General features: G+C 52.4%; 6 protein-coding genes and 1 pseudogene. All 7 read left to right on the forward strand.

What is annotated here, in order from left to right; translation table 11 throughout:
- Window positions 1–201, forward strand: a 201-nt coding sequence (locus tag QQ055_RS08840; RefSeq protein WP_286004586.1) for a hypothetical protein, incomplete at its 5' end; no start/stop codon positions are given.
- A gap of 30 nt (window positions 202–231) precedes the next feature.
- A pseudogene (locus QQ055_RS10840) lies at window positions 232–3677 on the forward strand (non-ribosomal peptide synthetase).
- 61 nt (window positions 3678–3738) lie between these two features.
- A complete protein-coding gene (locus QQ055_RS08855; RefSeq protein WP_284475999.1) occupies window positions 3739–8121 on the forward strand; it encodes a type I polyketide synthase in 4383 nt (1460 codons plus the stop codon).
- The gene (locus QQ055_RS08860) at window positions 8118–14699 is read left to right on the forward strand and encodes a non-ribosomal peptide synthetase (protein WP_286004589.1); all 6582 of its coding nucleotides are present in this window, start codon (window positions 8118–8120) and stop codon (window positions 14697–14699) included. Before QQ055_RS08855 ends, QQ055_RS08860 begins: the two co-directional genes overlap by 4 nt.
- On the forward strand, window positions 14696–19042 hold the full coding sequence (locus QQ055_RS08865) for a type I polyketide synthase (protein ID WP_284476001.1): 4347 nt from the start codon (window positions 14696–14698) through the stop codon (window positions 19040–19042). The genes QQ055_RS08860 and QQ055_RS08865 overlap by 4 nt, the downstream gene beginning before the upstream one ends.
- Window positions 19042–22302: a non-ribosomal peptide synthetase gene (locus QQ055_RS08870; protein WP_284476002.1), complete on the forward strand. Its 3261-nt coding sequence runs from the start codon at window positions 19042–19044 to the stop codon at window positions 22300–22302. Before QQ055_RS08865 ends, QQ055_RS08870 begins: the two co-directional genes overlap by 1 nt.
- Window positions 22299–26795, forward strand: coding sequence for an amino acid adenylation domain-containing protein (locus QQ055_RS08875; protein WP_284476003.1), 4497 nt, complete (start codon window positions 22299–22301; stop codon window positions 26793–26795). Before QQ055_RS08870 ends, QQ055_RS08875 begins: the two co-directional genes overlap by 4 nt.
- Window positions 26796–26808: the final 13 nt, after the last annotated feature.

Consider the following 26808-nt stretch of genomic DNA (forward strand, 5'->3'; position numbering starts at 1 on the left):
GATGGAAGTGCCTGGTCGGAATTCAACACTTTGCTCTTAATTCAAGACTTAAAAAGCACTTTATTTCTCATTCAGCATCCCGCAACGCACCAAGCCAAATACAGCACTTCAAACTCAGCACTCCCAACTCCCCTCTTCCCCAACCCCCAACTCCCAACTCCCTTCTTTACTCAGCACTCAGCACTTTACACTCAGCACTGAGAATCAGCACTTTACACTCAGCACTTAGAAATGGAACTGCATCTACTCCTGGATACCTTAGCAAACCAAGGCGTTAAACTCGCGGCCCAAGAGAATAGCTTAGAGATTAATGCACCCAAAGGGGCAATTACTCCAGAATTGCGTCACTGGCTAGGCCATTATAAATCTGAAATTCTGGCTCTATTGCAACAGAAACAGGAGCAGACTCGCTTACCCGTTATTGTGCCGCAGCCGCAGTTGCGTTACGAACCGTTCCCTTTGACGGATATGCAATATGCGTTTTGGGTCGGGCGCAGCGGCGTGTTAGAACTGGGTGATGTTGCCAATCATGGTTACTACGAAATTGAGGGTGAGGATCTCGATTTAGACCGCTTGAATTGGGCTTTGCAACAACTGATCCAGCGCCATGATATGTTGCGGGCGATCGTGCTTCCCGACGGACAGCAACAGGTGTTATCGGAAGTACCGCCCTATCAAATGTCGATGGTAGACTTGCGGGGCGTGGATGCGGCAACGGCAACGGAGAAATTAAGCGCTATTCGCGATCGCCTTTCTCACCAAGTCGTCCCGGCGGATCGCTGGCCTTTATTTGAGTTTAGCGCCACGCGCCTTGATGGGGGGCGGGTGCGCCTGCATATTAGTTATGACTTGCAGGTGTTTGACGCTTGGAGTCTATTTCGCCTGTTCGATGAGTGGTTTTTGCTGTATCAGAATCCCCAAACGAGTTTACCCGCGCTAGAGTTATCTTTCCGAGATTATGTCTTGGCTTTGCAAGGGTTGCAGGAAACCGAGTGGTTTGCGCGATCGCAAAACTACTGGCTGAGTCGCCTCGATAGCTTACCCCCCGCCCCAGACTTACCCCTGGCGAAAACGCCCCAAGAATTGCAACACCACCGCACCCAACGCTACGAAGCCAAACTGGAGTCAGCGGTTTGGGCGCAACTTAAACAGCGTGCCTCCCAAGCGGGTTTAACCCCATCGGGGGTACTTTTGGCAGCTTTTGCTGAAATTCTGACATTGTGGGGCAAGAATCCGCAATTCACGATCAATCTGGCGCTGTTTAATCGCCTCCCCCTCCATCCGCAAGTCAACGATCTGCTAGGGGATTTCACCTCTGTCACCCTCCTCGCCGTTGACAATAGCCAAGCCGAACCGTTTCAACAACGCGCCCTCCGCTTGCAGCAACAATTGTGGCGCGACTTAGAACACCGCCATTTTAGCGGGGTGCGAGTCGTGCGGGAACTTGCCGCCGTCGGGGAAGCGCCCCTAGCGCTATGCCCATCGTGTTTACCAGTACCATTGGCTTTAATTCCCTAGGACAAGAAACCCTCACCTTTAGTCACTTTGGCGAGATGGTGTATGGCATTAGCCAAGCCTCGCAAGCCTGGATGGATATTCAAGTTTGGGAAGAAAAAGGGACGCTGACGTTTAACTGGGATGTGGTGGCGGAACTGTTTCCGCAAGGGTTAATTGAGGCAATGTTTAGCGCCTACCATCAGTTGTTGCAACAACTCGCGACTTCAGAGTTAGTTTGGACAAACCCCACGCGCCGATTACTTTCCCCGGATCGACTTGCCCAACGGGAAGCGGCGAATGCAACAGATGCCCCCATTTCAGACGCCTTGCTACAGGTGTTATTTGCCCAACAGGTGGCAGTGCAACCCCAACACCGGGCTGTGGTTTCGCTTCAGCGGACGTTAACCTATCAACAATTGTATGACTTGGCTCAACAAGTGGGCCATCGCTTGCGTCGGCTTGGGGTTGTGCCGAACCATCCAGTCGCCGTAGTGATGGAGAAGGGATGGGAACAGGTTGTCGCCGTTTTCGGGATTTTAACGGCGGGTGGGGCATACGTGCCGATCGATCCGAGTTTACCGCGCGATCGCTTCCATTATCTATTAGAAAATAGCAACGCCCAGATTATCCTCACCCAAACTCACCTCAAGGATAGTCTGGAAGTTCCCCCAGGGGTGGCGCGCTTGTGCGTGGAAGACTGCACCTCAGAAAGTACAACGCCTTTATCCCCCGTCCAAACTCCAGATGACCTTGCCTACATTATCTATACATCAGGTTCCACAGGTTTGCCCAAGGGCGTGATGATTACCCATCGCAATGCCGCGAATCTGGTGGTTTATACTAACCAGCGGTTTCAGGTGGGTTGCCAGGATGCGATTTTAGGGGTGACGGCACTCAACCACGACCTCTCGGTTTACGATATTTTTGGCTTGCTGAGTGCTGGCGGGACGTTGGTTCTCCCCGATGCCAGTCGGGTAAAAGATCCCCACCATTGGGCGGAGTGGTTGCAGCGCGAACCCATTACCCTGTGGAATTCTGTCCCGCCGATGATGGAAATGCTGGTGGAGGGCGCTGAGGTTTGTTTACCTCATTTACGGTTAGCTATTCTAGGCGGCGACTGGCTGCCAGTGAGTTTGCCCAACCGCATCCAAGCGTTAGCGCCTAACGTGCAAGTGCTGAGTATTGGCGGGCCTACAGAAACGACGGTTTGGAATATTGGCTATCTTGTGACGGCGGTTGACCCCAGTTGGAAGAGCATTCCCTATGGCAAACCGATGGCCAATTCTAAATACTATATCTTGAATTCGGCGTTGGAAGATTGTCCGGTTTGGGTTCCCGGCGAGATGTACTGCGCGGGGGTGCAAGTGGCTAAGGGCTATTGGCGCAGCCCAGAAAAGACGCAAGCCAGTTTCATCACTCATCCCCGCACGGGGGAACGCCTGTATCGGACGGGCGATGTGGGGCGATATCTACCCGATGGCAATATTGAGTTTTTAGGGCGGGCAGATTTTCAGATTAAAATTCGCGGCTACCGCATTGAAGCCGGGGAGGTGGAAGCGGCGTTGCTGCAACATCCCGCAGTTCGGGCGGCGGTGGTGATGGCGATGGGCGAGTCATCGAGTCAAGCCCGTTTGGTTGCTTATCTCATTCTCCAGGCAAAATCGTTGCTCAATTTAACGGAGTTAAGCGACTTTCTGAAGCAAAAACTACCCGATTATATGATACCTTCGGGGTTTTCTGTGTTAGAAAGTTTCCCCTTATCTGCTAATGGCAAAATCGACCGGCGACGGCTAGCACAGCAAAATGCTGAAGTGCAAAAACTGGAAGCTTGCTATGTTGCGCCTAAAAGCGATTTAGAACGTCAAGTGGTGGAAGCCGTTCAAGCTGCTTTGGGGGTTGAAAAGGTGGGAATTAATGATAACTTCTTTGATTTGGGCGGTAATTCTTTATTACTCACAAAGATTTATCGCAAGCTGTCAGAGTTGTTACCCAATCGAGTACAATGTCTGACATTAATGGATTTGTTTAAGTACCCGACAACGCGAGCCTTAGTTCAATATCTCAGCGCGGATTCTAGCTTTTCTGCTTTAGAGCCAAGTTCAGGACGAGAGCAGCAAATTCTTCAAGGTAAGAGTCGGCTTCAGAAAAGATTCGCACAATCCCGAATATCCAAGCAATAGCAGCCTTTCGCTCGCCGCTCTTTCAAACGGAAGAGAGCCTAAAATTATTGATTTTAGTACAATGAATTTCCCCAAAACTGGATTAGAAATTGCCATTATTGGACTATCAGGACGCTTTCCTGAGAGTCAAAACTTGAATAACTTTTGGCAAAAGATTAAAGCAGGCGAACGACTCATTAAACCATTTAGTCAGGGTTCTCAAAAATTTGGCGCAATTTTAGAAAATATTGACCAATTCGACGCTAATTTCTTCGGCTTTAGTCCCAGAGAAGCCGAAATCCTCGACCCGCAGCATCGCCTATTTCTCGAATGTGCTTGGGAAGCCTTAGAGAATGCGGGATATGATAGCGAACAAACTGAAAAATTGATTGGCGTTTATGCCGGAGTAGGAATGGGAACGTACCTATTCCACAATCTCTATCCCCATCCTGGTTTAGTAGAATCCCAAGGCTTTTTACAAACCCTAATTTCCACTGACAAAGATTACGTCCCAACGCGGGTTTCCTATAAGTTAAATCTGACAGGACCAAGTATCAGCGTGGGAACGGCGTGTTCGAGTTCTCTGGTAGCAGTGCATTTAGCCTGCCAAAGCCTGTTAAGCGGGGAATGCGACATGGCACTAGCGGCGGGCGTTTCCATCAAAGTTCCCCAAAACGAACGCACCCTTTCCCCAGAAGGGATTATTTCACCCGATGGCGAATGTCGCGCTTTTGATGCGCGGGCGAATGGAACCGTTGGGGGGAATGGGGTTGGGGTTGTGGTGTTGAAGCGCTTAGAAGAGGCGTTGAACGATCGCGATCGCATCTATGCGGTCATTAAAGGGTCTGCGATCGATAACGACGGTTCCCAAAAAGTAGGATACACCGCCCCCAGCCAACTCGGACAAACCCGCGCCATCCAAGCCGCGCATCTGATGGCGGAGGTGGAACCGGAAACCATTACTTACCTGGAAGCCCACGGAACCGGAACCCCTTTAGGCGATCCCATCGAAGTTGCAGCGATGACGGCGGCATTTGGCACCTCGAAAACCCAATTTTGTGCTATTGGTTCCGTCAAAACCAATGTCGGACATCTGGATGCGGCGGCGGGAATTGTGGGTTTAATTAAAACCGCCCTCGCCCTCCACGAAAAGGTTTTACCCCCCAGCCTCAACTTTGAGACGCCAAACCCGCAAATTGACTTTGCCAACAGTCCATTTTACGTCAATACTCAACTTACTCCTTGGGAGACTAGCGGCTTCCCGCGTCGCGCCGGGGTGAGTTCCTTCGGCTTTGGTGGAACCAACGTCCACGCCGTTTTAGAAGAAGCGCCGGAATTATCCCCAGTCAGTCCTTCTCGATCCTGGCAGTTACTCGCGCTTTCCGCCAAAACAGAGGCGGCTTTAGAACGGGCGACGGCAAATTTAGGGGAATATCTGCACCAGCAACCCGACTTAGATTTAGCTGATGTTGCCTATACTCTGCATTTAGGCCGCCGCGCCTTTGAGTATCGCCGGTTCGCCGTTGTTTCCAACCGGGCGGACGCCATCCAACAGTTAGGATCGCTGACAACGGGCTGTGCAGACTCAAACCCTAGTGTCGTCTTCATGTTTACCGGACAGGGTTCGCAGTACGCCAACATGGGGCGAGAACTTTACGAGAAGGAAGCCATTTTTCGGGAAACCTGCGATCGCGCTTTCTGTTTCCTCCAATCCCATTGTGGCTTAGACTTACGTTCCCGGCTCTACTCAGACGCGGCTGAACAACTGCAACAAACCGCCATTGCTCAACCCGCCTTATTTGTGGTTGAATACGCCTTGGCTCAATTGTGGATGTCTTGGGGCATTCAACCGGCTGCCCTGATCGGTCATAGTATTGGGGAATATGTCGCCGCCACGCTAGCCGGAGTCTTTTCCTTAGAAGATGCGCTAACCCTCGTCACCCGGCGCGGTCAATTGATGCAGCAGCAGCCCCCAGGCGCGATGCTGGCGGTGAGTTTGGCAGCGGACGAGATCCCCCCCATGCTGCCCGGTCAACTCTCTATTGCCGCCAGTAACAGCCCCAAAGCCTGCGTGATTTCCGGCCCGGAGGCGGAGATTGCCCAATTTGCCGCCCAACTTGCCCAACAGGATATTCCGACGCGACGCTTGCAGACTTCCCACGCCTTCCACTCGGCGATGATGGATGAGATCGTTGCACCGTTTGCAGAGTGCGTTCGCCAAGTTACTTTAAACGCGCCGCAAATTCCCCTGATTTCCAATGTCACTGGCACCTGGTTAACCGCGCAGCAAGCCACCGATCCGCATTACTGGGGACAACACCTGCGCCAGGGGGTGCAATTTGCGCCGGGAATTGCGGAGTTATTGGCAGACTCGCCCTCCCTATTTTTAGAAGTGGGGCCGGGACGCACCTTAACCACCCTTGTCAAGCAACAAGCCCCTCAATGTACCGTTTTGCCCTCGCTCCCCCATCCCAAAGAGCCGCAATCAGAAATTGGCTTTATCTTAAATACATTGGGCAAACTGTGGCTGGCTGGCGTTCGCGTAGATTGGCAGGGCTTCCACCGGGAGGAGACGCGCCGCCGGGTACCGCTTCCCAGCTATCCCTTTGAACGCCAGCGTTATTGGATCGATCCGCCCGCTGAGGCAACCCCAACCCGTTTAGTGAAAAAGCGGGAGATTGGGCAATGGTTCTATCTTCCCTCCTGGCAGCGATCGCGCTTTCTCCCTTCTCCCGCAGAACCTTCTGGTTGGGTGTTGGTGTTTGTTGATGAGGCAGGATTTGGCGATTCGCGAAGTGTTAGCGCAGCTTTCCGTAGGAATCCCTGCGGGAATCGCATCTTAGAACCATTATCCAATCGGATTGTCGTCAAAGTTGGCTCAGAATTTGCTCAACTTGATGAATTCACCTATACCCTGAATCCCCATCATCGAGAAGATTATGTCACCTTACTGGCGCACCTTTCCCGCTTGGGGCAATTTCCGACTCAGATTTTGCATTTGTGGAATTATACCCAAGCCGATCTCGACTTTGAAAGGGCGCAAACTCTCGGTTTCTATAGCTTGCTGCATTTAGCGCAGGCATTGGGAGACCAACCAGAATTATCTATTTTAGTCGTTTCCAGTGGCTTGCAAGATGTCATGGGCACCGAAGATTTAGCCCCCGTTAAAGCAACGCTACTGGGGGCAGTTCAGGTAATTTCCCAAGAATATCCCAATCTGCACTGCCGCAGTCTCGATCTTGAAGGGGGAGAACTGACTGCCAAACAGGTGCATCAGTTACTGGCAGAACTCGCCAGCGACTCTACCGAACGCATTGTCGCCTATCGTCAGCAATATCGCTGGGTGCAACGGTTTGAACCGATTGAATTAACCGATAGAAGCGTTGAATTTTCTCGCTGGCGACAAGGAGGGGTTTATTTAATTGTCGGTGGCTTAGGCAGGATTGGTAGCGCGATCGCGCAATTCCTCGCCCAGACGTATCAAGCTAAATTAATTCTAACGGGACGTTCTGGCGATCGCCTGAACCCCAGTCAAGCCGAAGCCCTGCGCGCCCTAGAAGCAGCGGGTGCAGAAGTCTTAATTGTGCGGGCGGATGTGGCGAACCTCGAACAGATGCGCCAAGTCGTGCAACAAGCCGAAACGCGCTTTGGTAGTCTCAATGGCGTTATTCACGCGGCGGGTAAGGTTGGCGATACCCTATTTTGTCCGATTCCCCAAATTGATGAAGCGGCGGTAGAACCGCATTTTCGTCCCAAAATTCAGGGACTCCAGGTGTTGCAAACCCTATTGCAAGATAAACCCCTCGATTTTTGCTTGCTGTGTTCTTCCCTTTCTAGCGTATTGGGAGGATGGGGGACGGCGGCTTATAGTGCGGCTAACTTATATATGGATGCTTGGGCGTGCCAGCAAAACCGCAATGCCCGTTTCCCTTGGATCGTCGTGAATTGGGATATTTGGCAGGGAAGCGTCACCTCCAGTTTGGCAGAATTTGCCCTCACCCCGGAAGCAGGGTTAGACGCCCTGCAACGCATCCTATCTCAGGCTGAGTTAGATCGGGTTATTGTTTCTACCACAGATTTAAAGACGCGCCTGCGCCAAGCTTTTACCGCGCAACCGCCAGAAAAGCCGCCGTTGCATGTTAGAACCCAACTCCCGGCTTCCTACCTTGCCCCTCGCACGCCCTTAGAAGAACTGTTAGTTCGCCTCTGGGAAGACTTGCTAGGCATTCAGCCTATCGGCGTTTGCGATAACTTCTTTGAACTCAACGGCGACTCGCTGCTAGCCACGCGATCGATTTCGCAGATAGAGGCGCAAACTCAAATCAAACTCCCCATTCAACAACTGTTTGAAACCCCTACCATAGCCGGGTTAGCAGAATATCTCGAAACCGTGCGTTCCCTGAACCAACAATTGCAACCCTTGACCCTAACCGCCGCCCTGGCTTATGAGGAGGGCGAACTATGAACAGCTTAGAAGCGCTTTTAACCCGTCTTTCTCAACTTCAGGTCAAAATTTGGGTCGAGGGCGACAAGTTGCGCTACAGCGCCCCAGAAGGCGTGCTGACGGCAGAACTGAAACAGCAATTGCGCGATCGCAAACTCGAAGCGATCGCCCGCTTGCAGCAGTCAGCGCCCATTCTCCCTACCCCTAGAAATGCGGCATTACCCCTCTCGTTTGCCCAACAGCGGGGTTGGTTCCTCGCCCAACGGGAGGGAGACAGCGCCCTTTCTAACCTGGCAGTGCAATTAACCATTCGCGGTTCTCTCTCGGTGGCGGGTTTGGAACGCAGCTTGCAGGCAATTATTCAGCGTCACGAGATTTTGCGAACGACGCTACCGGAAAGGGAGGGAATTCCCGTGCAAGAGATTGCGCCTAGCGTTCCCTTGACTCTACACGCTATTCCCGCTTCCCCTGATGAGGTGGAACAACAGATTCACCAAGCGGTGCATCAACCGTTCCATCTAGAGGCTGAGGTGCCGTTTCGCCTCCGGTTATGGCAAACAGGCGAATCTGAGTATCTCTTGCTGCTGGTAATGCATCACCTGGTTTCTGATGGTTGGTCGATGGGGGTGCTATTTCGCGAGTTAAACCTGCTGTATGCTGCCTTTAGCCAGGGACAACCTCCAGCATTACCGCCGCTACCGATTCAATATGCAGATTATGCCGTTTGGCAGCACCAAACGTTGAATGCAACCTTCCTCGCCCCAGAACTCGCCTATTGGCAGCAGCAATTACAAGGCGCACCTGCTAGATTAACATTGCCCGCAGACCGCCCGCGCCAGGGAGTGCAAACCTATCGGGGAACGACTGAGGCGGTGGTTCTCTCGTCATCCCTAACCGCAGCGCTGAAAGCCTTTAGCCAGCAAATGGGCGCGACGCTATTTATGACATTGCTAGCGGCGTTTAAGGTGCTGCTGTATCGTTATAGCGGACAAACCGATCTAGTGGTGGGAACGCCTGTCGCCAACCGCAACCGCGTGGAGTTGGAAGGGTTAATTGGGTTTTTTATTAATCCTTTGGTGTTGCGAACGGACTTATCGGGAGATCCGAGTTTTCGGGAACTCTTAGGGCGAGTGCGCCAGGTGACATTGGGGGCTTACGCCCATCAGAATTTACCGTTTGAAAAGTTGGTGGAAGCGCTGCAACTGCCGCGAGATCCCGGTTATTCGCCCCTGTTTCAGGTGATGTTTGTTTTGCAAAATGCGATTTCGGTGGCGGATATTCAGTTACCGGGTTTGGAGGTTAGCCACGCGCGGGTAGATACGGAAACCTCGCAGTTCGATCTAACGCTGGATCTGATTGAAGAGCGAACGGAAATTCGCGGTAAGGTTGAATATAATACCGATTTGTTCGATCGCGAAACGATTGTGAGGGCGATCGCGCATTGGCAAACCTTACTGACTGCCATTGTCGCCGATCCTGACGCTTGCATCTCCCGCTTACCGCTGTTAACCTCCTCAGAACAGCAACAACTCCAAGCTTGGAACCCGCCCCCTGTTACCCCTGTGGGCTGTCTTTTAGAGCAATTTACCGCCCAAGTGGCAGCCAAGCCCGATGCTGTCGCCATCGAGAGTGGGGAAGGAAAACTCACCTATGGGGAGTTAAACGCGAAAACCAATCAACTCGCCCGTTACTTGCAGCAGTTGGGGGTCAAACCCGATACTTTAGTGGGGGTGTGCTTAGGGCGATCGCCGCTACAAATGATCGCAATTCTGGCCATTCTCAAAGCGGGCGGGGCTTACGTTCCCCTCGATCCAGAATATCCCACGGAACGCCTGAGCTTGATCTTATCGGACGCTCAGATTTCGCTGGTTTTGACGCAAACCGATATCGCTAACACGCTACCTGCGGAAAACCTACATTATCTCTGTTTAGACACCGAAGAATCGGTTATTGCTACGCAAGCCTCAGATAACCTTGAAAACCGGGCAACAGCCAGCCACCTCGCCTATATTATCTATACCTCCGGTTCCACGGGCAAACCCAAAGGCGTCGCCATCGAACGGCAATCTTTAGCGAATTATACCGAAGCCGCGATCGCAGCTTACCAGATTGCTAGGGGCGATCGCATTCTCCAGTTTGCCTCCATTAGCTTTGATGCCGCCGCCGAAGAAATCTTTCCCACCCTCCTCCAAGGCGCAACCCTGGTATTGCGAACCGAGGAAATGCTCAGTTCCATCCCCCAATTCCTGCAAACCTGCCAAGCGTGGCAAATCACCGTCCTTGACTTACCCACCGCCTTCTGGCATCAACTGGTGGCTGAGTTACCCGCCCTCAACCTCCCCGATAGCCTGCGCCTCGTCATTATTGGGGGCGAAGCCGCACTCCCCGAAGCCCTCGCCACCTGGCACCAGTATGCCTCCCCCGATATCCGCCTCGTCAATAGTTACGGCCCCACAGAAGCCACCATTGTCACCACCCTATGCGACTTGTCGCCCTCTGTAACCGGGGTTCCCATCGGCAAACCCGTGCGAAATGCCCAAACCTACGTCCTAGATGCCCAGTTGCAGCCCGTCCCCATCGGCATTCCCGGAGAACTTTATATTGGGGGAAGAGGCATCGCGCGGGGATATCTCAACCGCCCCGACTTAAGTGCAGAACGGTTTATCTCCAACCCTTTTCAACCGGGAACCCGCTTTTATCGTACAGGCGATCGCGTTCGCTACCGTCGGGATGGTAACTTAGAATTCCTCGGCAGAATTGACCATCAAATTAAGCTGCGCGGCTTCCGCATCGAGTTAACCGAAATTGAAACCACCCTGCGCCAGCATCCCCAGGTTGACGACGCCGTTGTTCTAGTTCAGTCCGAACAACAGCAGCTTATCGCCTATGTCGTTACCCCAGTTCAACCTGCCGAACTGCGACAATTTTTAAGCCCGCTTCTCCCCGCCTACATGGTGCCGAGCGCCTTTATTCCCTTAGACAAGCTCCCCCTCACGCCAAGCGGCAAAGTCGATCGTCAAGCCCTGCCAGCCCCCGATCCGCAGCATTTTCTAGGGGAGCGATCGCTAATTGCCCCGGCGAACCCTACCGAGGAGTTGCTGGCGGGAATTTGGGCTGAAATTCTCCAAATTCCTGAAATTAGCCGAGACGATAACTTCTTTGAGTTGGGCGGCCACTCCCTGCTGGCGACGCGCGTTATTTCCCAAGTCCGCCAAGTCTTCTCAGTTGAGATTGCCCTACGCACCCTCTTTGAGAATCCCACCTTGGCTCAATGGGCGCAAGTCATTACCCAAGCCTCCCAAAACCATCAGGACTTACCCCTCATTCCCACTTCTAGAGGCGAAAGCGTTCCCCTCTCCTTTGCCCAGCAGCGGTTGTGGTTCCTGGCTCAGTTAGAACCCCACAGCACCGCCTATAATCTTTGCGGGGCGGTTCGCTTGGATGGAGTGTTAAACCGGGAAGCCTTAACCCAAAGCTTTAATGAAATTGTCCGCCGCCACGAAAGCCTCCGCACCACCTTTCACACCGTTGACGGACGCCCGGTTGCCACTATCGCCCCGCAAGCACCGCTAGCCATTCCCCAGATAGAACTCTCGGAAACTGAAGTTCAGTCCTATCTGGAACAGGAGGCGCAAACCCCCTTTGACTTAACCCAGTCTCCCCTATTGCGGGTGAAAGTGCTGAAACTGGGCGAACAGTCTCATATTCTGCTGCTGGCGATGCACCATATTGCCTCGGATGGGTGGTCGCGGGGGATTTTGGTGCAAGAATTGGCGGTACTGTATCGCGCCTTCTGCCAAAACCAACACTCTCCTTTACCGGAATTGCCCCTTCAGTATGCAGACTTTGCCGTTTGGCAGCGTCAATGGTTGCAAGGGGAAGTTCTCGCCTCCCAGTTGGCTTACTGGCAGCAGCAACTCGCCGGAGTGAGTAGCCTGCTAGCCTTACCGACAGACTTCCCGCGCCCGGTAGTGCAGCGCTACCAGGGGAAAGTGCGGGTTCTCTCATTCTCTCTCGAACTCAGTCGCGCCCTCAAGACTCTCAGCCAGCAAACGGGCAGCACGTTATTTATGGTGCTGTTGGCGGTCTTTAATCTACTGCTATCCCGCTATACTCGCAGTACGGATATTGTAGTTGGTTCCCCGATTGCCAATCGCAACCGCGCTGAGATTGAGGGGTTGATTGGTTTCTTTGTCAATACGCTGGTATTGCGGACGGATGTATCGGGAAATCCAACGTTTCGGGAATTGCTGGCGCGGGTACGCGAGGTAACGCTGGGGGCTTATGCTCATCAAGATTTACCGTTTGAACAGTTGGTAGAAGTTCTGAAGCCGGAACGTCATTTAAGCCACGCGCCGCTGTTCCAAGTGATGTTTAGCTTGCAGAATGCGGCGAATGTCCAGATGGAATGGCCGGGTTTAAAGCAAAGTCCGGTTGAGTTGACTAGCCATCATGCTAAGTTCGATCTCAATGTTTCTCTAGAAGAGACGCCTACAGGGTTAGTTGCGCGTTTTGAGTACAACACGGATTTATTTCAAGCGGCGACAATTGACCGCATGGCAGGACATTTACAGCAATTATGCGCTGAAGTGGTTGCCCAGCCCGATGCTTGTCTCTCGACTTTCTCGTTACTGTCTCCCGCAGAACAGCATCAGCTTCTGGTGGAATGGAACAACACCCAAGTAGACTATCCTCAACTGGGGTGTCTGCATCATTGGGTAGAAGCGCAGGTTGAACAAACTCCCGATGCAGTTGCAGTAGTTTTTGAAAACCACTCTCTCACCTATCGGCAACTCAATCTTAAAGCCAATCAACTCGCCCATCATCTCCAATCTCTTGGCGTTGGAGTCGAAACCTTAGTGGGAGTCTGTACAGAACGTTCCCTAGAGATGGTTATTGCACTCTTAGCCATCCTCAAAGCCGGTGCGGCTTATGTTCCCTTTGACCCCACTTATCCTAAAGCTAGATTAGCGTTCATGTTGCAAGACTCTCAAGTCCAAGTCTTGCTCACTCAATCTCATCTGATTGAGAGCTTACCCCAACATCCAGCCCAAATCGTTGATTTAAGTAGTGATTTCTCAACTTATTCCACAGATAACCTCAAAACTCAGGTATCGCCGAATAACCTAGCTTACGTCATCTATACCTCTGGTTCCACAGGACAACCCAAAGGGGCGATGAACCTACATCGAGGCGTTGTCAACCGCTTGTTGTGGATGCAAGATACTTATTCGCTAACTGCAACTGACCGCATTCTACAAAAAACTCCCTTCAGCTTTGATGTCTCGGTTTGGGAATTCTTCTGGCCTTTAATCACAGGTGCGAGACTCATTATTGCTCAACCGGGAGGACACCAAGATAGTCATTACTTAGTCAACCTCATCCAATCCCAACAGATTACAACCTTGCACTTTGTCCCCTCCATGTTGCAAGTCTTTCTCCAAGAACCCGGAGTCGAGAATTGTCAGAGTCTCAAACGAGTGATTTGTAGTGGAGAAGCCTTAAGTTGGGAATTACAACAGCGATACTTTAGCAAACTCAACGCCCAACTGCACAACCTGTATGGCCCAACCGAAGCCGCCATTGATGTCACCTATTGGGAATGTCATCCAGGCAGCCAGTTAGGAAAAGTCCCGATTGGTAGACCGATAGCTAATACTGAGATTTATATTTTAGACCAACATCAACAACCCGTCCCGATAGGCGTAGCGGGAGAATTGCATATTGGTGGAATGGGGTTAGCCAGAGGATATCTAAATCGACCGGAACTAACCGCTGAAAAGTTTATCTCAAATCCCTTTAAGGCAGGGAAGTTATATAAGACAGGAGACTTAGCGAGATATTTAGAGACGGGAGAGATTGAATATCTAGGAAGAATTGACCATCAGGTCAAACTGAGAGGATTGCGGATTGAATTAGGGGAAATTGAGGCAACTTTACTTCAGCATCCAGAGGTTCAGGAAGCGGTTGTGATGTTACGCGAAGATACGCCCGGTTATCCGCGCCTAGTTGCCTATTTGGTGATGGATGCAGGAGTTAGCCTTAATGTGACAGAACTGCGAAACTTCTTAATGGATAAACTTCCCGAATATATGATTCCTTCGGGTTGGGTTTCGCTGGCTGCTTTGCCGCTGAGTCTTAATGGTAAAATCGATCGGCGATCGCTCCCACTTCCCCCCTCAGTTCGCCCCGACAGCGAAAGCGAAATTATTTTACCCCGAAACCAGATTGAATCTAAGCTTGCTCAGATTTGGTGCAAAGTTCTACAGGTTGAGCAGGTTAGCGTTCAAGACAATTTCTTCGATTTGGGCGGACATTCGCTTCTATTGATTGAGGTCAATAGTCATATCAAAGCCCAATTTAATCTCAATTTATCCATTGTTGAACTCTTTAGAAATCCCACGTTGCAAATGCTAGCTCAGTGCATTAATTCCGTTAATTGTCAAGCCTCAAATGAACCTCAAGCGAGTCTTTCTAACGAAAAAAATAGCCACTCAAAAAACCAAGCAAAAACAACGCTTGCAGAAAATGAAATCCTTAAAAAATATATAACCTTTAATCTCTCTTTCCTCTATCCTTCAAACTGCTCAACCCAATGAACGATTTGTCAACTTCCTTAGAAATACCAGATACCGCGATTGCAATTGTCGGAATGGCGGGACGATTCCCCCAAGCTCAAAATTTAGAGGCCTTTTGGCAGAACTTAAAAAGCGGCAAAGAATCCATTACTTTCTTTAGCGATGAAGAACTGCAAACAGCAGGCGTCGATCCTGCCACCTTGAGCGATCCTAACTTTGTGAAAGCGCGGGCAATTTTAGATGAAGTGGAAGGATTTGACGCGGGTTTGTTTGGGTTGAGTCCGCGAGAAGCCGAAATTACCGATCCGCAACATCGCCTCTTTTTAGAATCTGCGTGGGAAGCGTTAGAAAATGCGGGATATGATGCGCCCAGATATCCAGGAGCCATTGGCGTCTTTGCGGGTTCGAGTTTAAGCAGTTATTTACTGAACGCCTGCTTGAATCCCCAGCTTAAAAATACGGTGGATTTGCATCAATTGGCGATTGGGAATGATAAGGATTTTCTAACCACGCGGGTAGCGTATAAGCTGAACTTAAAAGGACCGAGTTATACGGTACAAACGGCTTGTTCTACTTCCCTAGTCGCAGTCCATTTAGCCTGTCAAAGCCTGTTGAATGGGGAGTGCGACATGGCCTTAGCCGGGGGCGTTTCAATTAGCGCGGCTCGGAAAATGGGCTATTTTTACCATGAGGGGGGTATTGGTTCCATTGATGGGCATTGTCGCGCCTTTGATGCTGCTGCGAAAGGTACCGTAGGCGGGGAAGGCGTCGGTATTGTGGTTTTGAAGCGCCTCGAAGATGCCTTGAACGATCGCGATCGCATTCAAGCGGTGATTCGCGGATCGGCGATTAACAACGATGGAGCCTTGAAAGTTAGCTATACCGCGCCCAGCCTCGACAGTCAAGCCCAGGCGATCCGGATGGCGATCGCGATCGCGGAAATTCCCCCCGAAAGCCTCACCTATATTGAAACCCACGGTACGGGAACCCCTTTAGGAGATCCAATTGAAATTGCGGCTTTAACCCAAGCCTTTAGCAGTTCTCAGCGGGGGTTTTGCGCCATTGGATCGGTGAAAACCAATATCGGCCATTTAGACGCGGCGGCGGGAATAGCAGGGTTGATTAAAACCGTTCTCGCCCTGCAACACCAACAAATTCCCCCCAGCCTGCACTTCCAGCAACCCAACCCCCAGATTGATTTTGCCAACAGTCCCTTCTATGTCAATACCCAACTCTCGGCTTGGGAAGCCTGCGGAACGCCGCGCCGCGCTGGGGTGAGTTCCTTTGGTATCGGGGGTACCAACGCCCACGTCATTTTAGAAGAAGCGCCGCCTATAGTGCCATCCCCTCCGGTAGAGTCTGGGCAAGTGTTGCGACTCTCCGCCAAAACCGAAACCGCCTTAGAAACAGCGACTGCGAATTTCGTCCAACATCTGCAACAGCATCCCGATCTCAACTTAGCCGATGTTGCCTATACCTTACATCTCGGTCGCCGTCCCTTGGAGTATCGGCGGGCGGTGGTTTGTCAAACCGTAGCAGAGGCGATCGCAGCCTTTACCCATCCCCCCGCCTCCAGTTATTGTAAAACGGGCGATCGCTCCATTGCCTTCCTGTTTCCCGGACAAGGTTCGCAATACTTGAACATGGCGCGGGAACTCTACGACAGCGAACCCACCGTTCGCCATTGGATCGATCGCGGCTGCGAAGTTCTGCAACCGCATCTGGGTTTAGACTTGCGTTCCCGGCTTTACTCAGAAATAGACTCGCTGACGCCTACGGGAATTGCTCAACCTGCCTTATTTGTAGTGGAATATGCCCTAGCGCAACTGTGGATTTCCTGGGGCGTCGTGCCCGATGTCGCGTTAGGACATAGCATTGGCGAATATGTCGCCGCCACCCTAGCCGGGGTATTTACCTTTGAAGATGCCTTAACCCTCGTCGCCCAGCGGGGATATTGGATGCAGCAACAGCCGCCAGGGGCGATGCTAGCCGTGCAACAGCAGGCGGATCGGCTGGAATTGGGGGAAAACCTCTGGTTAGCGGCGTACAATAGCCCGACGCATTGCGTGGTTTCTGGCACCTTCGCCGCCATAGATGCCCTGCAACACCAGTTAGAACAAGCGGGGATAGGCTGTCGGCGCTTGCAAACCTCCCATGCCTTCCATTCTCCCTTGATGGGGAATGCGGTTGCGCCGTTGGTGGAATTGGTGCGGACATTGCAACTACAGCCGCCCCGTTTTCCCTTCCTCTCCAATGTTACGGGAACTTGGATTACGGCCGCTCAAGCCACCGATCCGAGTTACTGGGGAGAGCATTTAATCAACCCCGTGCAGTTTAGCCAAGGCGCTGCCGAACTGCTGAAAGACCCAGACCAAATTTTGATCGAAGTGGGGCCCGGTCGCACGTTAAGCCGCCTCAGCCAGCAGCAAAGCCCCTCTCAGACGATTTTAACGACGCTGCGCCATCCCCAAGAACAGCATTCCGATCGCGCCTTTATTCTCAATACCGTCGCCCAACTGTGGCTGGTGGGGGTGGAGGTTAACCCATCTGAATTCTACGCAACTCCTCGTTCTCGCGTACCGCTGCCCACCTATCCCTTTGAACGCCAGCGCTATTGGCTAGAACCCCATCCCCAGTTTCAAGCCTTGGTGGGACAAAACCCCCGCAACCTGCAACACAGGGAGATTTCAGACTGGTTTTATCTGCCTTCCTGGAAGCGATCGCTCTTATCCCAAAGTTCGGTCGCCAGCGGTTGCGTGTGGGTACTGATGGCAGAGAGTGCGGAGGGAAGGGAATTCATCGAGCAGTTGCAAGCGCGGGGGGTTCAGGCGATCGCCATCACCTCGCCCCATCCCGACTACCTCGCCCTGTTACAGAAAGGTTGCCCCACTCAAATTATCGAGGGTTGGGGGTTAAGCAACCCCTCGCTGACTCATGTTGAGAACCTGCTAGCCCTCGTGCAAAACCTGGGGGCGGCGAATATAACCCAACCCCTGACGCTGACGGTGCTGTCTAACCAAGTGCAGGAGGTGACGGGGTTAGAACGGGGAGAACCGGAAACTGCGATCGCCCTGGCAGCTTGTAACGTCATTCCCCTGGAATACCCCAACATCACCTGTCGCAGCATCGATATCGCGTGGCCTTCCCCAGAAGCGATCGCCCAACTGGTAGCGGAAGTCACCTCCAACAGCCGCGATCCGGTCGTTGCCTATCGCGGATCGCATCGCTGGCTGCCGAGTTACGAACCCGTGAGGTTAACGGCGACGACACCCCAACGGTTGCGCCATCAAGGGGTGTATTTAATTACCGGAGGACTAGGGGGTATTGGGTTCGCCTTGGCGGAATATCTCGCCCGTACCGTCCAAGCGCGGTTAATTCTGGTGGGACGAACGGCGAAAACGGCTGAGAAAGTCCCGGTTTTGGAGGCATTAGGGGCCCAAGTGCTAGTCGTGCAGGCAGATATTACCTGTCGCGAACAACTGCAACCCGCGATCGCGCTAGCGACGCAACGCTTCGGCCCGATCCACGGGGTTATCCATGCCGCCGGTATCCCTGGAGGCGGGACAATTCAACGCCTCGCGCCCGCACAACTGCATCGCACCCTCGCCCCCAAGGTGACGGGAACCCGCCTGTTAGCCGAACTGTTACAAGATGCCCCCCTCGACTTCTTCTACTGCTGTTCTTCCCTGAACAGTATGGTTGGCGTTCCCGGTTTGGTGGACTATTGCGCCGCCAATGCCTTCCTCGATGCCTTTGCCCGCACCCACCCGGCCGCCTGTGCCATTAATTGGGGCCGCTGGCAGGTGGGGATGATGGCAGGGTCAACGGAGGGAATGACGGTACAGGAAGGGGTTGCCGCTTTTGAGCGGATTTTAAGCAGTCCCCCGATGGCTCAAATTATCGTGTCGCCGGAAGACTTTGCTACCCTGCAAGCGCGATCGCGACAGGTGACGGCGTGGCAGGCACAACTCACGGCACAGGTGACGGCAAAACCCGCCCATCCTCGTCCCCCCCTGGAGACGCCCTACACGGCCCCCCGCAATGCCGTGGAAAGTGAAATTGCCCAGTTATCTCAGCAATTGCTAGGGGTTGAACCTGTGGGGGTAGAGGATAACTTTTTTGAGTTGGGGGGTGACTCGCTGATGGCAACGATGTTGATCTCGCGACTGAGCAAAAATTTTAACCTCGAACTTTCTCCCGCCAGCTTTTTCCACGCGCCCACAGTCGCCGCTTTGGGGGAAACGATCGTCGAACAGCTTGCCGTCAGGAGCGATCGCCAAAGCCTCGCCCAAGCCTTAGCTGAGATTGAAATGCTCTCTGACGATGAAGTCCAAGCTTTGCTGGCAACCACTGGGGGGATCTGATGAACGAACTCAACCAACGCCTTGCCAATTTATCGCCCGAAAAACGCCAACTTCTCCTCGAACGGCTTAAACAAGTTAAACCTAACGCCATTGGGCCCCAACCCCGCACCGGAGAACCATTAGCGCTTTCTTTCCCTCAGCAGCGGCTGTGGCTGCTCGATCGGTTGGAACCGCAAAACCCGACCTACAATATCCCCCAGGCCTATCGCTTGCGGGGGCGGGTGGATGTGGAGAGGTTGCGCGATAGCCTCAATAGTGCGATCGCCCGTCACGAAGCCCTCCGCACGGTGTTTCAGGAACAGGAGGGACAACCCCAACAGAGAATACTTCCTCACCTGACTCTGGCGCTACCTGTTATTGACTTGCAACCCCTGCCCCCTAAAGAACGGGAACAACAGGTTCAGCAGCAGGCGATCGCGGCGGCTCAATTTGCGTTTGACCTCAGCCAGGGGCCTCTATTACGCGCCCTGTTGCTGCAACTCGACTCCGCAGACTGGGTTTTGCTGCTGACGATCCATCACATTATTGCCGATGGCTGGTCGATCGGGATTTTGATGCAGGAACTCAGCCGCCTGTATGTCTGTGCAGCCTTACCGGAATTGCCCATTCAATATGCAGACTTTGCGGTTTGGCAAAAACAAACCTTTGGCGGCGAAAAACGGGAGGCGCAACTCGCCTATTGGCAGCAGCAGCTAGCAGGGGTCAATTCAACGCTAACTCTACCGAGCGATCGCCCCCGCCCTGCCGTGCTGACTTCTAGCGGCGCTACCCAGTCTCTAAGGCTTTCTGCGTCCCTGTCCCAGGATTTGAAACTTTTGAGCCAAAAAGCAGGTGTCACCCTGTTCGTGACGCTGCTAGCCGCCTTTCAAACCCTGCTTTACCGCTATACGCAACAGGTGGATATTGCTGTTGGGACAACGGTTTCCGGTCGCGATCGCGCCGAGACGCAAAGCTTAATTGGCTTGTTTGTCAATACCCTAGTCATGCGGACGGACTTGTCGGGAAACCCCAGTTTCCGCCAACTCTTAAACCGCGTTCGCCAGGTGGCTTTTGGGGCTTACGCCCACCAAGATTTACCCTTTGAGCAATTAGTAGAAGAACTCCGCCTAGAACGAAGTCTCAGCCATACGCCCCTCTTTCAAATCCTGTTTCAGTTGCAAAATCTGCCAATGACGCCTCTGTCGCTACCGGGCGTTGAAGTCAGTCGCTTACCCTTCGATCCCGGAACGGCGCGGTTTGACTTAACCCTGGAGATGGTGGAAACCGAGGATGGCTTAATTGCGATCGCTCAATATCGTACCGATTTATTTACAGCTAATACGATTACCCGAATGCTGGAGGGATACCAAACCTTACTTGCTGGTATTATCGCCAATCCCGATCGCGAGATTGCAACTCTCCCCCTCCTCACTCCCGCAGAACAGCATCAGCTTTTGGTGGAGCGGAACAACACCCAGGTAGACTATCCTCAACGGAGGTGTCTGCATCATTGGGTAGAACAACAGGTTGAACAAACTCCCGATGCAGTTGCAGTAGTTTTTGAAAACCACTCTCTCACCTATCGCCAACTCAATCTTAAAGCCAATCAACTCGCCCATCATCTCCAATCTCTCGGCGTTGGGATAGAAACCTTAGTTGGAGTCTGTACAGAACGTTCCCTAGAGATGGTTATCGCACTCTTAGCCATCCTCAAAGCCGGTGCAGCTTACGTTCCCTTTGACCCCACTTATCCTAAAGCTAGACTCGCGTTCATGTTACAAGACTCTCAAGTCCAAGTCTTGTTAACTCAATCTCATCTAATTGAAAGCTTACCCCAACATCCAGCCCAAATCGTTGATTTAGATAGCGATTTCTCTGCTTATCCAGCAGACAATCTTCAGGTCAAAGTTACACCGGATAACTTAGCTTATGTTATCTATACCTCTGGTTCCACAGGACAACCCAAAGGGGCGATGAACCTGCATCGAGGTGTAGTCAACCGTCTGTTGTGGATGCAAGAAGCTTATGGTTTAACTGCAACTGAGCGAATTTTACAAAAAACTCCCTTCAGCTTTGATGTCTCCGTCTGGGAATTCTTCTGGCCTTTAATAACCGGTGCGAGATTAATTGTTGCCCAACCCGGAGGACATCAGGATAGTCATTACTTAGTTAATCTCATCCAATCTCAACAGATTACAACGCTTCATTTTGTCCCCTCCATGTTGCAAGTCTTCCTCCAAGAAACCGGAGTCGAGAATTGCCAGAGTCTCAAACGAGTGATTTGTAGTGGAGAAGCCTTAAGTTGGGAATTACAACAGCGCTTCTTTAGCAAACTCAACGCCCAATTGCATAATCTCTATGGCCCAACCGAAGCCGCCATTGATGTCACCTTCTGGGAATGTCATCCAGATAGTCAATTAGGAAAAGTCCCAATTGGCAGACCGATAGCTAATACCGAGATTTATCTTCTAGACCAACATCAACAACCCGTCCCCATCGGCGTAGCGGGAGAATTGCATATTGGTGGAATGGGATTAGCCAGAGGATACTTAAATCGACCAGAATTAACCGCTGAAAAGTTTATCTCAAATCCCTTTAAGGCAGGGAAATTATATAAAACGGGAGACTTAGCAAGATATTTAGAAACCGGAGAGATTGAATATCTCGGAAGAATTGACCATCAGGTCAAACTGAGAGGATTGCGAATTGAATTAGGGGAAATTGAGGCAACTTTACTTCAGCATCCCGATATTCTCGCTTGCACAGTTGCAGTCATTCGCGATTATCTCGCAGCTTATCTTGTGCTTTCCCCCCAGGCGAGTTTGAACGTTGAACAATTGCAGCAATTTCTTCAACAAACCCTTCCCGATTATATGATTCCGGCGGTGTTTGTCCCCTTAGCAGAATTGCCCCTGACTCCCAATGGCAAACTAGACCGTAGCGCCCTCCCCGCGCCCGATATCGCGCCCGCACAGGCGACCTTTATCTCCCCTCGCAACCCGACAGAAACCTGGCTTGCGGGCTTATTTGCGGAGATTTTAGGGCAAGAACGGGTGGGCATTACCGATAACTTCTTTGCGCTTGGCGGTCACTCGCTACTCGCAACGCAAGTCATTTCCCGCGTGCGAACCCACTTTCAGTTAGAAGTTCCCCTCCGCGCCCTGTTTGAAAAACCCACCATTGCAGGGTTCGCCGAACGTTTAGAAACCTTGCGTTTAGCCCAACGACAGGTTGTTCCCAGTTTAGCGGGCCGTGCAGGTCGTAAGGACATTGAGCTATGAAGACAATCGATCGGTTTTTACAAGAGTTGTACGATCTTGATATCCAGCTTTGGGTTGAAGATAGCCGCCTGCGCTGTAATGGCCCGGAGGAGGTGTTAACTGAAGCGCTAAGTGCAGAAATTCGCGATCGCAAAGCCGAAATTATGGCAGTATTGCAGCAAACTCGGCCAGTCTCTGCACCCATTCTCCCCGCCGCGCGTCCGGGAAATTTACCCTTATCTTTTGCCCAGCAGCGCCTGTGGTTTCTCGACCAATTGGAACCGAATAGCCCTGTCTACAATATGTCGGCGGCGATTCGGATGAAAGGGGAATTGCACGTTGAAGCTTTAGAACAGAGTATCAGAGCGATCGCGCAACGTCACGAAACCCTACGCACCACCTTAACAACAGCGGAGGGTCAACCCGTACAGGTGATTCACCCTGATGTTGAGATGCGCTTACCGCTTTTGGATTTCTCAGCACATCCCCCCGACAAAGCCCTGGAATGGATTAACCAAACCACCCAAAAACCCTTTAACTTACAGCAAGGCCCCCTCTTCCGGGCGGAACTGATTCGCCTGCAAGCAACCGAGCATATCCTCGTTTTAACGCTGCACCATATTATCGCCGATGCTTGGTCGATTGGGATTCTGGTCAAAGAACTCAGCAGGGGCTATGCAGCCTTTTCTATCGGGAAGCCACCCGCCCTCGCACCCCTCCCCATCCAGTACGCTGACTTTGCCCTGTGGCAGCGCCAATGGCTTCAGGGCGAGGTTTTGGAGACTCAGTTAGCCTACTGGAAAAAGCAACTCGGCGGCGCGTTACCCGTTCTCCAGCTACCCACAGACCGCCCCAGGCCGCGCATTCAGACCTTCCGAGGGGCCAGACAGCTATTTTCTATCGACTCCAAACAAACCGCCGCCCTCAAAGCCCTCAGCCAGCAGCAAGGGGCAACGCTATTTATGACGCTGTTGGCCATCTTCAAAGTCCTATTGCATCGCTATAGCGCCCAAGAGGATATCTTAGTGGGTTCGCCCATCGCCAACCGCAACCGCACGGAAATTGAAGGTTTGATAGGTTTCTTTGTCAATACCTTAGTGTTGCGAACCGACCTATCGGGAAATCCCACCTTCTTAGAACTCCTCCAACGCTTGCGCCAGGTGACTTGGGAGGCTTACGACCGCCAAGATTTACCCTTTGAAAAGTTAGTGGAGGAATTGCAAAGCGATCGCGATCTCAGTTATAGTCCCCTCTTCCAGGTTAAGTTTATGCTGGAAGATGCCTCAAAACTTGACTTGCAACTTCCCGGCTTAAACCTGTCCTTCCTGCAACCGGAAAATCCCACCGCCAAACTCGATTTAAGCTTAGATTTCTACGAAACTGATTCAGACCTATTGGGGGTCTTCGAGTACAATAGCGATCTGTTTGAAGCCGATACCATTGCCCGGATGGTGGGACATTTCCAAACCTTGCTAACGGGTATTCTGACCAACCCGCAACAGCCCCTATCCCAGTTTCCCCTACTTACCCCCGGCGAACAGCAGCAAATTCTGGGGGACTGGAACCAAACCGCAACGCCCTACCCAGAGGAAAGCTTTCACCAACTGTTTGAAGCCCAAGTCGAACGCACCCCGGATGCCATTGCGGTCGCTTTTCAAAATCAGCGCCTCACCTATCGGGAATTGAATCAACGGGCGAACCAACTGGCCCATTATCTGCAAAAACAGGGCGTCCAGCCGGAAGTCCGAGTTGGGATTTGCATAGAGCGATCGCTCTCAATGATAATTGCTTTATTAGGCGTTCTCAAAGCGGGGGGTGCTTACCTTCCCCTTGACCCGGCCTATCCCGCAGACCGCCTTGCCTTCATGCTGTCGGACTCCCAAGTCCCCCTGCTGCTGACTACCGAGTCCCTAGTCTCGCAGCTTCCGGCCCACTCTGCCCAACTTATCTGTCTCGATACCGACTGGCCGACCATTGCCCAAGAACAGGACTGCAACCCCGAAACCCGCATCACTCCAGAAAACTTAGCCTATCTCATCTATACCTCCGGTTCTACGGGAACCCCCAAAGGCGTCCTCGTCACCCACGCAGGCTTAGGCAACTTAACAGCCGATAAGATTCGCACCTGCCAAGTCAAACCCCACAGCCGGGTTTTGCAATTCTTCTCCTTTGGCTTCGATGCCTCTATCCCAGAATTTGTGATGAGTTTGGGATGCGGCGCGGCCCTACACCTCGCCACGCCAGCAGAACTCTCGCCGGGACCTGCCTTAACCAAGCTGCTGCGCGAACAGGCCATTACCCATATTACCCTCACCCCCTCCGCCCTGGCGCTTCTCTCCCCCGACGACTTCCCCGCCTTGGAAATGGTACTTGTCGGCGGCGAGGCCCCCACGGCGGAACTGATTGCCCAATGGTCGAAAGGACGCCTGTTTATCAACGCCTACGGCCCCACGGAAACCACCGTCAACGCCAGTATGGTTCCCTACGGCGATACTCTGCGTCCGGCGGCGAATAAGCAATTGTATATTCTCGACCGCTATCTGCAACCCGTCCCAGCGGGCGTTCCTGGGGAGTTGTACATTGGGGGCGTGGGTTTGGCACGCGGCTATCTCAACCGCCCGGAAAAAACCGCAGCAGCCTTTATTGCCAATCCCTTCAGCCAGCAAAGCCGCCTCTACAAGACGGGGGACTTAGCTTACTATCGCCGAGATGGGCAGATTAAACTGCTCGGTCGCTTAGACAATCAGGTGAAAATACGCGGTTTTCGGATTGAATTGGGGGAAGTTGAAGCCCTGATGCTACAACATCCCGATATCCGCGACTGTGCGGTGGTGGTACGAGAGGCACAACCGGGGGATAAGCGCCTTTGTGCTTATTGGGTGGCGGAACCGGGTCGAAATCTGACGAAGGGCGACTTGCGCCGGGAGTTGGAGGCAAAGTTACCGAAGTATATGGTTCCTGCGGTGTTTATCCAACTGGAGGCTTTGCCCCTCAATCCCAATGGTAAGGTAGACCGTCAAGCGTTACCCTCACCTGATTTTACCCGCCCAGAGTTGGCGGGAGCCTATGTTGCCCCGCGCGGGCCTGTTGAAATGCAGCTAGCGGAGATATTCGCAGAGGTTCTCCAGGTGGAACGGGTGGGGGTTAATGATGACTTTTTTGAGTTGGGGGGTCATTCGTTACTGGCGACTCAGTTAATTTCCCGTCTGTTACAGCGCTTTGGGGTGGAGTTGGCGGTGTTGGATTTGTTTGAAGCGCCAACGGTGGTGGGGTTAGCCCAACGCTTGTCTGGAAAATCTTCTGCTAAGTTAGATAATCTCTTGGCATTCCTCCAAGGGGAAGCGGTTCTCGACCCTAGGATTATTCCTCCTCAGAATAGGGCGAATGGGGATAACCCGCAGGCGATTTTCCTGACGGGGGCGACGGGGTTTATCGGGGCGTTCTTGCTGGCTGAACTGTTGCAGCAAACGAGGGCGGAAATTTACTGTTTGGTACGCGCTGAGACGGCGGAGGCGGCGCAACGACAGCTACAGGGGACGCTGGAGTCTTATCAGATTTGGCAGGAAGGCTTTAAAACTCGCATTATCCCAGTGGTGGGGGATTTGGCGAAACCGCGTTTTGGGTTATCTGAATCTGAGTTTAGCGCAATGGGCGATCGCATTCAGGTTATCTATCACGGGGGCGCGTGGGTGCATCATGCTTACCCCTATACGCTGCTGAAACCGACGAATGTGTTAGGGACTCAGGAGGTGCTGCGGTTCGCCTGTCAAGGACAAGCCAAACCCGTCCATTTCCTGTCTGCAACTAGCGTGTTCTCGCCGACTCAAGCGTCTGGCGTGCAGGTAATTCAAGAAACGGATAGTTTGGCAGATTTTCCTGCCCCCCTGGGCGGTTACAACCAAAGTAAGTGGGTGGCAGAAGGCTTAATGCAGCAAGCGCGCGATCGCGGTCTTCCCATCTTTACCTATAGATTAGGGCGAATTGCGGGGGACAGTCAAACGGGCTGCTTTAATGTCAATGATTTCCTCTATCGCCTGATTATCGGTTGCGTGCAGTTGGGAAGCGTTCCCGAAGGCGAAATGATGCTGGATGTGTTGCCTGTCGATTATGCCAGCAAAGCGATTGTGACGCTATCGCAACACCCAACGGAGAACCGCGTTTTTCACCTGGTTCATCCCCAGCCTGTCTCGTCTGGGGTGCTATTTGAGCAACTGCGATCGCTTGGCTATTCTATCCAATCTCTGCCCTACGAGCAATGGCGGGCAAAATTGCTACAGATTGCCCAACACCAACCAGAACATGCTTTATATCCCCTCGTTCCCCTATTTCCCCCTCAGACTGCGGCTTCCAACCCACCCGCATTGCAGTTTGATTGTCAGAACGTGCAAGCCGGGTTAGCCCATAGCCCCATTCGTTGTATTCCCCTGGACAATTGCCTCTGGGAAACCTACTTTAAGCACCTCATCAAACGGGAATTTTTACCCCAGCCTTCTGTTCTGAACTCCTCTATTTAATCTTAGGAAAAAT

This window comes from Geitlerinema calcuttense NRMC-F 0142, from assembly GCF_030285425.1.